General features: G+C 74.4%; 10 protein-coding genes and 1 pseudogene. 8 read left to right on the top strand and 3 right to left on the bottom strand.

Going from position 1 to position 10747, the window contains the following annotated elements; translation table 11 throughout:
• From ASF82_RS16100 to ASF82_RS07515, 8 genes and pseudogenes are all read left to right on the top strand, one after another.
• Positions 1-895, top strand: a pseudogene (locus tag ASF82_RS16100) (hypothetical protein); the annotation flags it as partial.
• Between the two features lie 47 nt (positions 896-942).
• Entirely contained in the window at positions 943-2055 is a 1113-nt protein-coding gene (locus ASF82_RS07545; RefSeq protein WP_056056004.1) for a prephenate dehydrogenase, read from the top strand.
• A gap of 152 nt (positions 2056-2207) precedes the next feature.
• Entirely contained in the window at positions 2208-2885 is a 678-nt protein-coding gene (gene cmk, locus ASF82_RS07540) for a (d)CMP kinase (RefSeq protein ID WP_056056002.1), read from the top strand.
• Between the two features lie 8 nt (positions 2886-2893).
• A complete protein-coding gene (gene der, locus ASF82_RS07535) occupies positions 2894-4402 on the top strand; it encodes a ribosome biogenesis GTPase Der (protein ID WP_056055401.1) in 1509 nt (502 codons plus the stop codon).
• Between the two features lie 142 nt (positions 4403-4544).
• Positions 4545-4886, top strand: a complete 342-nt coding sequence (locus ASF82_RS07530) for a hypothetical protein (protein WP_156369946.1) — start codon at positions 4545-4547, stop codon at positions 4884-4886.
• Positions 4883-6691, top strand: coding sequence for a hypothetical protein (locus ASF82_RS07525; RefSeq protein WP_056055393.1), 1809 nt, complete (start codon positions 4883-4885; stop codon positions 6689-6691). Before ASF82_RS07530 ends, ASF82_RS07525 begins: the two co-directional genes overlap by 4 nt.
• A 71-nt stretch (positions 6692-6762) precedes the next feature.
• On the top strand, positions 6763-7221 hold the full coding sequence (locus tag ASF82_RS07520; protein ID WP_156369945.1) for a hypothetical protein: 459 nt from the start codon (positions 6763-6765) through the stop codon (positions 7219-7221).
• Between the two features lie 26 nt (positions 7222-7247).
• Positions 7248-7823 carry a hypothetical protein gene (locus ASF82_RS07515; protein WP_369814260.1) on the top strand — a complete coding sequence of 192 codons (576 nt, stop codon included), beginning with the start codon at positions 7248-7250 and terminating at the stop codon, positions 7821-7823.
• Between the two features lie 47 nt (positions 7824-7870).
• Here the strand turns inward: ASF82_RS07515 and ASF82_RS07510 are convergent, their stop codons facing one another.
• From ASF82_RS07510 to ASF82_RS07500, 3 genes are all read right to left on the bottom strand, one after another.
• Positions 7871-8785: an ABC transporter permease gene (locus ASF82_RS07510; protein ID WP_082514394.1), complete on the bottom strand. Its 915-nt coding sequence runs from the start codon at positions 8783-8785 to the stop codon at positions 7871-7873.
• A complete protein-coding gene (locus ASF82_RS07505; RefSeq protein WP_056055388.1) occupies positions 8782-9849 on the bottom strand; it encodes an aliphatic sulfonate ABC transporter substrate-binding protein in 1068 nt (355 codons plus the stop codon). Before ASF82_RS07505 ends, ASF82_RS07510 begins: the two co-directional genes overlap by 4 nt.
• Positions 9850-9945: 96 nt before the next feature.
• Positions 9946-10635: an ABC transporter ATP-binding protein gene (locus ASF82_RS07500; protein ID WP_369814265.1), complete on the bottom strand. Its 690-nt coding sequence runs from the start codon at positions 10633-10635 to the stop codon at positions 9946-9948.
• Between the last annotated feature and the right edge of the window lie 112 nt (positions 10636-10747).

Raw genomic sequence — 10747 nt, 5'->3', positions numbered from 1 at the left:
CCAGGGTCGCGACGACCGGGGCGGACGCCCCGAGCGTGGCGGCTACCAGGGTCGCGACGACCGTGGCGGGCGGCCCGACCGCGGTGGCTTCGTGTCGCGCGACGACCGTGGCTCGCGTCCTGAGCGCGGGGGCTTCGTCTCCCGCGACGACCGTGGCGGTGCGTCGCGGGGCGGCGACCGTCCGCTGAGCGCCGGCGAGGAGCGCGCGGCGGGCTACCCGAACCGCGACGCGAACCGCGATCCGCGCACGGGCCGTCCCTCCGGCGTCCGCGCCGGTGGCCCCGGCGCCGGCCGCGGAGGCCGTGACTACCCCGTCCGCGACGACCGCACGGGCGACCGCGGCGGGTACCAGGGTCGTGACGACCGCTCGGGTGACCGTGGTGCGCCGTCGCGGGGTGGGTACCAGGGTCGTGACGACCGTGGCGGCCCCTCGCGTGGTGGCTTCCAGGGTCGCGACGACCGTTCGGGCGACCGTGGTGCGCCCTCACGGGGTGGGTACCAGGGTCGCGACGACCGTGGCGGCCCCTCGCGCGGCGGGTACCAGGGTCGCGACGACCGGTCGAGCGACCGTGGTGGCTACCAGGGTCGTGACGACCGTGGTGGACCGTCGCGGGGTGGCTACCAGGGTCGTGACGACCGTGGCGGGCCTTCGCGCGGTGGCTACCAGGGTCGCGACGACCGCTCGGGCGACCGGGGCGGCTACCAGGGTCGTGACGACCGTGGCGGGCCCTCGCGGGGCGGGTACCAGGGTCGCGACGACCGTGGCGGGCCCTCGCGGGGCGGCTACCAGGGCCGCGACGACCGTGGCGGCCGTGACGACCGCGGCGGCGACCGTCCGTACCGCGGCCGCCCCGACGGCGACGGCCGTGGGCCCCGGGGAGGCGGCCGGTCGTGACCGTCCCGACCCGCGACTCCTCGACGCTGCCTGAGCCGGCGACGGCGGTGACCGTCGGCGACCTCGTCGACGGCAGCCGCCGCCTCTCCGGCCAGGTGCGCGTCGTGGGCGCGGGCCTGCTCGGCACCAGCATCGGCCTGCGCCTGCGCCAGCACGGGGTGGACGTCGTGCTCGACGACGTCTCGCCGTCGGCGCGCGCGCTCGCCGTCGACTACGGCGCCGGCCGCGTGCCCGCCGACGACGACGCCCCCGTGCTCGTCGTCGTCGCGGTGCCGCCCGACGTCACCGCCGAGATCGTGCACCGCGAGCTGCAGGCCCACCCGGAGGCGCTGGTCACCGACGTCGCGTCGGTCAAGGGCCTGCCCCTCGACGAGCTCGTCGCGCTCGGCGCCGACGTCTCGCGCTACATCGGCTCGCACCCCATGGCCGGGCGCGAGCGCGGCGGGGCCGTCTCGGCCCGCGCCGACCTCTTCGTCGGCCGCCCGTGGGTCATCGCCGGGCACGACGACATCAGCTACCGGCGCGCGGCCCTCGTCGAGGACCTCGCGCTCGACCTCGGGGCGACCCCGATCGAGATGACGCCGGAGGAGCACGACGCCGGCGTCGCCCTCGTCAGCCACGTGCCGCAGGTCGTGGCGAGCCTCACGGCGGCGCGTCTGCGCGACGCGCCCGACGCCTCCCTCGCCCTGGCCGGCGGCGGGGTGCGCGACGTCACGCGCATCGCGAGCAGCGACCCGGCCCTGTGGGTGCAGATCCTCGGGGCGAACGCGCCGCGCGTCGCCGCGGTGCTCCGCGAGCTGCGCGACGACCTCGACGGCGTCGTCACGGCGCTCGACGCCCCCTCGGCCCCCGGCGCGCGGCGCGCCGTGGCCGACCTCATCGGAGCCGGCAACGCCGGCGTCTCACGGCTGCCCGGCAAGCACGGCCAGTCGACCCAGTTCCGCTCGGTGGTCGTCATGGTCGACGACACGCCGGGCCAGCTCGCCCGCCTGCTCACCGAGATCGGTGAGATCGGCGTCAACCTGGAAGACCTGCGCCTGGAGCACTCGCCCGGCGCGCTGGTCGGACTCGCGGAGGTGTCCATCGTGCCCGAACAAGAAGACCGGCTCGTCGCCGAGCTGCAGCAGCGCGGCTGGACCGTCGTCGGAGGTGTCGCGTGAGCGCCGCGGACGGCGCCGCCGCCGCGGACCCCGCCGGTGCCGACCTGACCGGTGCCGACCTCGGGGTGGAGCGCTCGCCGGGTGAGCACGGCGTCGGCGGCCCCGCCGGCGAGGCGCACACCGCCGAGCTGCGCGACGAGACCGCCGAGGCCGTGCACCGCCACGTCGTCGTCGCCGTCGACGGCCCCGCCGGCAGCGGCAAGTCGAGCGTCAGCCGCGCCTCGGCGATCGCCCTCGGCTTCGACTACCAGGACACCGGCGCCGCCTACCGGGCCTTCGCCCTGCACGCCCTGCAGACGGCCGTCGACCTCGACGACGCGGACGCGATCGTGGGCGCGCTGCCCTCGTTCCGGTACGCGATCGAGATCGACCCGCACCGCGCCTCCTCGGTGACCGTCGACGGCGTCGACGTGACCGACGAGATCCGCACGCCCCGCGTCACCGGCGCGGTCAGCCACGTCGCGAAGGTGCCGGAGGTGCGGCGCTACATGGTCGACCTGTTCCGTCGCGTGATCGCCTCGACCGACAAGGCCGGCATCGTCACCGAGGGCCGGGACATCACGACCGTGGTCGCGCCGGACGCCCAGGTGCGGATCCTGCTGACGGCGAGCGAAGAAGCTAGGATGGCCAGGCGTTCAGCCGAGGTCACCGGGCAGAGCGCCGAGGAGACCGCTCGGCAGCTCTCGACCCGCGACCGGCTCGACAGCAAGGTCGTCGACTTCATGACCGCCGCCCCCGGCGTCTCGACGGTCGACTCCACCCACCTCGACTTCGACCAGACCGTGCAGGCCGTGGTCGAGCTCGTGCAGACGAGCACCCCCACTTCCTAGGAGCCTCCATGGCAGACGACGACAAGTACCCCGCGCTCGACGACTCGATGGTCGAGCGGATCCAGACAATCCCCGACGAGGACGCCGAGCAGCGCGCCCGCGCCCTCCGCGCCGGCCTCGCCGACTACGAGCTCGACGACACCGACCTCGACGTTCTCGACGGCGGCGAGTGGGACCCGAACGCGCTCACCTACGCGCCGGCCCTGCCGGTGCTGGCGATCGTCGGCCGCCCCAACGTCGGCAAGAGCCAGATGGTCAACCGCATCCTCGGCCGCCGCGAGGCCGTCGTCGAGGACAAGCCCGGCGTGACCCGTGACCGCGTCTCGTACAAGGCCGAGTGGGGCGGGCGCCGCTTCACCCTCGTCGACACCGGCGGGTGGGAGCCCGGCGCGATCGGCATCGACCGGTCCGTGGCCCTCCAGGCCGAGATCGCCGTCGACCTCGCCGACGCCGTGCTCTTCGTCGTCGACGTCAACGTCGGGGCGACCGCCACCGACGAGGCCGTCGTGCGGATGCTCCGCGCCTCGCACAAGCCCGTCATCCTCGTCGCCAACAAGAGCGACGACGCCCGGAAGGACCTGGAGGCCGCCGCGCTCTGGTCGCTCGGCCTCGGCGAGCCCTTCCCCGCGTCGGCGCTGCACGGCCGCAACGTGGCCGACCTGCTCGACCTGGTCATGACCAAGCTGCCCGCCGTCTCGACCGTCGCGAAGGAGGAGATCGGCGGCCCCCGCCGCGTCGCCATCCTCGGGCGCCCGAACGTCGGCAAGAGCTCGCTGCTGAACAAGGCCGCGGGGGAGGAGCGGGTCGTCGTCAACGAGCTGGCCGGCACCACCCGTGACCCGGTCGACGAGCAGGTCGAGATCGCCGGACGCGTGTGGACCTTCGTCGACACGGCCGGCATCCGCAAGCGCGTCCACCTGCAGCAGGGCGCCGACTTCTACGCGTCGCTCCGCACGTCGGCCGCGCTGGAGAAGGCCGAGGTCGCCGTCGTCGTCATCGACGTCACCGAGCAGATCTCGACGCAGGACCTCCGCATCATCGACCTGGTGCTCGAGTCGGGCCGCGCGCTCGTGCTCGCCTTCAACAAGTGGGACCTCCTCGACGACGACCGCCGCCGCTACCTCGAGCGCGAGATCGAGCAGGACCTGGACCACGTGTCGTGGGCGCCGCGCGTCAACATCTCGGCCCGCACCGGCCGCCACCTCGAGAAGCTCGTGCCCGCCCTCGAGCTCGCGCTCGACTCGTGGGACACCCGCATCCCCACCGGCAAGTTCAACGCCCTGCTCGCCGAGCTGGTCGCGGAGCACCCGCACCCGCTGCGCTCGGGCAAGCAGCCGCGCATCCTGTTCGGCACCCAGGCGGCCAACCGCCCGCCGACCTTCGTGCTGTTCACGACCGGCTTCCTCGACCCGCAGTACCGTCGCTTCATCACGCGTCGCCTGCGCGAGATCTTCGGCTTCGAGGGCACGCCCATCACGGTGAACATGCGGGTGCGCGAGAAGCGCAAGCGCCCCTGACCGGGCGGCCTCCGGGCCGTTCCCCTCACAGCCGCTGGAGCGCGACGCCCGGTGTGGACCCCGTCCACGCCGGGCGTTCATGTTGCTAGGGTCGTCCGTACGTCACATGACGTATATCGATGACGATGCGGAGGGCTGCGGCATGACGACAGGGGTGAGCGTCGATCTCGACGCGCTGGGCGAGATGGCCGAGGTGATGGCGCACGCGCGCGACGACCTGCCCTTCTCGCATCAGCTGACGGGCGACTGCACGGCGGCGCTCGGCTCGGGCGAGGTCGCGGCCGCCCTCGCGGAGGTGAGCCGCCACCTGGCACGCCGGGTCGACCGCCTGGTCGCGGCGATCACGGACGCGGCGCGGCTGCCGCGCCGCTTCGCGGAGGAGCTGCGCGCGGCGGACGAGTCGCTGGTGGGCGTGGTGGCGGGCCGGACGGGGGCGGCGGGCACGGCGGGCGTGGCGGGCGTGGCAGGGGGCGGTCGACGGTGACCGGGCACGAGGGCGACCCCGGGCGGGGCGACGCCGGCGAGGTCGAGCGGCTCGCGCGCCGGCGACGGGAGAAGGTCGACGACCTCGACCTCGGGCGCTACCACGCGGTGCGCTGTGGCGAGTGGGCGGCGACCTCGTGGCAGGCCGAGTCGGGTCGTGCCTTCGTCGCGGAGGCGGAGGCGATCGTGCGGGAGCTCGACGTGCTTCTGTCGACGGTCGACGAGCACGGCGCCGCCCTCGAGGGCTACGCGAGGGAGCTCGTCGACATCGCCGCCGCTCAGCGGCTGCTCGAGCAGGCGCGGGCGAGGGCGGAGGAGGCGCGGGACGACGCGTCGGCGACCCTGGTCGTCCTCGAGGCGGAGGCGGAGCTGCGGGTCGATCTGCCCGGGGTCTCGACGCCCGCCGATCACCGGCACGTCGAGCGGTCGGCCCTCGAGCGGCGGATCGTCGACGCGGTCGCCGAGCTCGGCGTGGTGGGGCGACGGTGGGCCGAGCTCGTCGACCGGCGGCGGGCGGCCGACCACCGCCTCCTCTCGGCCCTGCACGGCGGGGGAGCGGTCGGAGCGCTCGTCGAGGCCGCCGACGCCGCCCGCGGCGTCACGAGCCCGGAGGGTGCGCTGGGGGTCGTGACGGGGCTGACGCCGTTCGAGCTGGCGTCGCTGCTGGCCGACGTGCCGCTGCTGGCCGTGCTCGTCGGCCAGGCGTCGCCCGAGGAGGTGCGCGGCTGGTGGGAGTCGCTCGGCGTCGACGTCGCGCTCGATGAGGACGGCTTCTCCGCGGCGCAGCGGGCGCTGCTGGCGGGGGCGCCTGGCCTCTTCGGCGCGCTGGACGGCCTGCCGCCGGGCGCCCGCGTCCGGGCCAACGGGACCGCCGCGCGTCGACAGATCGCCGAGAACGAGAGGACGATCGCGGGGGTGCTCGACGACCCGGAGCGAGGCGCCGTGATGGACGGGCTCGTGACGGCGCTGCGGAGGGAGAACGAGTACCTGTCGCGCGCCGCGGCGGTGCCGCCGGCGGTGCAGCTCTACACGTGGGACCGCGAGGGCGACCGCATCGTCGAGATGGTCGGCGACTGGGAGGCTCCGCCCGAGCGCGTCTACACGTACGTGCCCGGCACGTTCTCGGAGATGACGGGGTTCTGGGCGGAGAGCGGGGGCACGCAGTCGGTGGGCACCTGGCTCGTCGAGACCGATTCCCTCGACAGCGTCGCCTTCGTCTACAAGGACGGCCGCTTCCCCGGAGGGGGCGGCGTGGTCGCCCCGACGGAGACGATGGGCCTCGTGCCCGGCCTGCTCGAGGCGAACGACCAGGGCTACGCCCGCAGGTCGGGAGACCGCCTGGCCGCCTTCCAGCGGGGCCTGCACGCCGACCCGCTCTTCCGGTCGGCGCCGCCCGTCGAGGTCGCCGTCGGGCACAGCTGGGGCCTCGCCGACGTGCTGGCCTCGGAGGTGGCCGGGGCCCGGTACGACCACGTGGTGTCGCTCGCGGGGGCGGGCGCCGTGGACGACTGGCAGCCCGACCCGTCGACCGAGTACGACTCGCTGCGTTACCGCGACGCCCTCGGGCTGGCCCAGGCGACCGGCGGTGTCTACGAGGGGAGGGACCCTCAGTCGATGGTGGTCTTCGAGGACCAGGTGTTCGAGAGCGACGGCGACCGGGCCCTCGAGCTCGGCTCGCCCGTCTCGGAGTGGTTCGAGGTGCTCGCGACCAACCACGGCCTCGTCGCGACGACCGAGGTCGAGAACAGGCTCGTGCTCGGTCAGCTGCTGGCGGAGCTCGAGCGCAAGGACGTGTGGCCCCGATGAGGGTGCTGCGCAGGTCGGTCGCGGTCATCGCCGTGGCCTCGGCGGTCGCGGTGGCGACGGGAGGATGTTCCATGCTGACAGGGCCCCGTGCCGACCGGACGCCGGTGCCGATCTCGCGGCAGCCGCTGGCGGAGATCAAGGTCGACGTCAAGGCCGTCGAGGCCGACCTCGCCTTGTTCGTGCCCGCCGAGCTGGTGCTCGCCGTCGAGCCCGACACGAGCGGCGTCATCATGGACTGCTCGAACGGGGGCGTCTCGTGGGCGAGCCACACGACGGTGCGGGTGTCGCGGCCCCCCGACTTCGAGGAGATGGCCGAGCGCCTCCGGGCGACGTGGGCGCGCGCCCCCGAGTTCTCGGTCGTCGTCGGTGACCCCCGCCAGGCCGGCGACGGCTTCTACCTCGTGGGGTCGGGGGCGCAGAGCTACATGGTCGGCATGCTCGGCGACGTCGTCCAGATCATGTCGTTCGGGCCCTGCTTCGAGCTCGTGCCCGAGCGCGACGGCTACCCGTGGGACATCCGGGCGGAGTAGCGGGCGGGATGGTGCACGATGGGGTCGTGCGACTTGTGCGAGACGGCGTGGTGCGAACCCGGGAGGGTGCCGAGGCGACCACGCGGCTGAGCGACGCGGCCGACGAGCTGTGGCGGCGCCTCCGGCTGGACCGCCTCGCGGGCGGGCGCCAGGCGAGCTACGTCATCCATGAAGACATGCGGGAGCACCCGCGCACGGTGCGGGCGTTCATGGGCATCCGCTGGCTGCTGCTCGCCGAGACAGTCGTCGGCCTCACCGCGATCTTCATCGCGGCCGTGCTGACGGCCCGCGGGGAGCACGTGCCGTGGGCGGTGTGGTTCCGGTCGACCGTCGTGCTCTTCCTCACCGCGACTCTCTACGTCTTCGCCTGGCGGGCGCAGCTCGGCTGGTGGTGGGCGTACGCCCGGCTGAGGCTGTTCAGCCGCATCTTCCCGATCGTGACGCTCGTCGTCGCGACCATCCCCGGGCTGTACCCGTTCTGGATGGTCGTCGAGCAGATCGTCTTCTCGCTGATCATGATCGGGATCGGCGACCTGCTGACCAGCGACCACATGCGCGAGGCGTTCCCGCGGCCGGCGAAGGGCGGGCGCGAGCGGCGCTGACGGTGTCGCTGCTGCTGCTGCTGCTGTCGCCGCCGCTGCCGTCGCGGCTAGCGCCAGCGGCGGAGCAGGACCTTCTGCAGGAGGTTCAGCACCGCGTCGGTGAGCGTGCCGAGCACGGCGAGCAGGATGATCGCGAGGAACATCCGGTCGACGCGGCCGTTCGCCTGCGAGTCGCTGAGCAGGAAGCCGAGGCCCATGGACGACGCGATCAGCTCGGCCGCGACGAGGAAGAGCCAGGACTGCGCGAGCGCCAGCCGCAGGCCCGACACGAGCGAGGGCAGCACGGCCGGCAGTTGCACCCGGGCGAAGAGCGAGACGGGGCCGAGGCCGTAGGCGCGACCCGCCTCGACGAGGTGCGGGTCGACGTGCCGCAGTGAGCCGGCGACCGTGGTGAACACGGGGAAGGCCGCACCGATCGCGATCAGGGTGATCTTCGAGTCCTCGCCGATGCCGAGGTAGAGGATGAGCAGCGGCACCCAGGCCAGCGACGGCACCGCGCGCACCGCGGCGATCGACGGCGCCAGCAGCGCCTCGCCGACCCGCGACAGCCCGACCACCGCGCCGAGCACGAGGCCGACGACCGAGCCGACCGCGAAGCCGATCAGCACCCGCTGCACCGAGATCGCGACGTACTGGCCGAGCTGCCCCGTGCCGGCGAGCTGCACGCCCGCCGTCCAGACGTCGAGCAGCGAGGGGACCTTGTAGGCCGGGACGTCGCCGACCGTGGTGGCGAGCACCCACGCGAGCACGAGGGCGACGGGCAGGATCGCCCCGAGCAGTGCCAGGCCGCGGCGCCGGGAGCGGGCCGGTGCGGGGGTGCCGGCCCGCGACTCCTGCGAGCCCGACCGGGCCCCGGCTCCGGACCCGGCAGCAGCGCCGGCGCGCGCGTCCGCGGCCGCGGCCTCGACGACGGCGTGCGACTCGGCCCGGCGGCCGTCGACCGGGAGCGACTGGTCGGTCACGACGCCGTCGCGGCCTTCGCGTAGGTGTCGTCGAAGAGGGAGTCGAGGGCGTCGTCGACGGCTCCCTCGGAGGCGACGTCGCCCGACTCGACGAGGATGGGCGCGACCTTCTCGAGCACGGCGCGCTGGTCGTCGCCGGGCACCGGGTCGACGTCGAAGTGGGTGCGCTCGAGCACGCTCGTCGCGACGGCGGGGTCGATGCTGGCGACCCCGGCGAGGATGTCGGCGGTCTGCTCGGGGTTCTCCTCGGCCCAGGTGCGGGCCTCCTCGTAGGCGTCGACGACGACCTGGGCGAGGTCGGGCGACTCGTCGAGGAACGACTCGGTCGCGTTGAGGAACCCGTAGGTGTTGAAGTCGACGTTGCGGTAGAGCAGCTTGGTGCCCGACTCGGCCTCGCTCGCGGCCATGATCGGGTCGAGCCCGGCCCAGGCGTCGACGCTGCCGTTCTCGAGGGCGGCGCGGCCGTCGGCGTGCTGGAGGTTCTGCACCGTGACGTCCTGCGGGCTCAAGCCGTTGGCCTCGAGCGCCTGCAGCAGGAAGAAGTAGGGGTCGGTGCCCTTGGTCGCGGCGACGGTCTTCCCCTTGAGGTCGGCGACGTCGGTGATCGCGCTGTCGCCGGGCACGACGAGGGCCGACCACTCGGGCTGCGAGTAGATGTCGATCGTCTTGATGGGGGAGCCGTTCGAGCGGGCGAGGAGCGCGGCCGAGCCGGCGGTCGAGCCGACGTCGACGGCCCCGGCGCGCAGCAGCTCGTTGGCCTTGTTCGAGCCCGCCGACTGGGTCCAGGTGACGGTGACGTCGTCGCCGAGGGCGTCCTCGATGAAGCCCTGGTCCTTCACGATGAGGCTCAGCGGGTTGTAGGTGGCGAAGTCGACGTCGAGGGTGTCGGCGCTCCACTCGGCGGTGCTCGCGCTGGCGTCGCCCCCGGCCGCGTCCGCCGCGTCGCCGTCGGAGTCCTCGCCGGCGACGCAGCCCGTGAGGGCCAGCGCCGCGACGGCCGTCATGCCGAGGGCCGCGAAGGAGGCGCGGGTGCGGCGCGAGGGGGAGGTGCGGTGGCGGGTCATGGTCGTCTCCGTGCTGTCGGGGGCGGGGCTGGTGGGGTGGTCTGGTGGGGTGATGTGGTCGTGGGTGGATGGCTGGCAGGCCAGGGCGGGGCCCTGTCAGGCGGTCCGGGCGTGGGCGCGGTGGACGCCGAGGCCCTCGAGCAGCTCCTGCCGGAGGGCGGCGAGCTCGGGGGCGTCGCGGTCGCGGGGGCGGCCGCCGGGGACGGTCACGATGCGCTGGACGCTGGTCGCGCCTCCGGCGCTCGCGGCGAGATCAGCGAGCAGCACGACGCGGTCGGCGAGGTAGAGCGCCTCGTCGACGTCGTGCGTCACGAGCACGACGGTCGTCGGCAGGGACGCGTGGACGTCGAGGAGGAGGTCCTGCATGCGCAGCCGGGTGAGGGCGTCGAGGGCGCCGAACGGCTCGTCGAGCAGCAGCACCGCGGGCTCGCGGGCGAGGGCCCGGGCGAGGCTGGCGCGCTGGGCCATGCCGCCGGAGACCTCGCGGGGGCGCAGGTCGCCTGCTGCTCCGAGCTGGACGAGGTCGAGGAGCTCGGTGAGGCGCGCCTCCTTCGCTGCCTTGCTCAGCGACGACCCGTCGGGCCGTCGCCGGGGCAGGCCGAGGGCGACGTTGCCGCGGAGGGTGCGCCAGGGCAGGAGGCGCGGCTCCTGGAACGCGACTGCGCACCGCTGGTCGACCGGTCGTGCGGCGTCGTCGGCGATGTGCACGGTGCCGACGTCGGGCTGGTCGAGCCCGCCGATCTGGCGCAGCAGGGTCGACTTGCCGCAGCCCGACGGGCCGAGCACGGCGACGATCTCGCCGGCCGTCACGTCGAGGTCGAGGGCGGCGAGCACGGGGCGCTCGCCGAAGCGCCTCCCGACGCCGCGCAGGCGGATCGGCAGGGCCGAGGAGGCGCGG

Source organism: Frigoribacterium sp. Leaf164, assembly GCF_001423665.1.
Taxonomy (GTDB): domain Bacteria; phylum Actinomycetota; class Actinomycetes; order Actinomycetales; family Microbacteriaceae; genus Frigoribacterium; species Frigoribacterium endophyticum.
The sequence above is the reverse complement of the archived record's forward strand: the minus strand, read 5'-3'. Positions and strand labels throughout refer to the sequence as shown.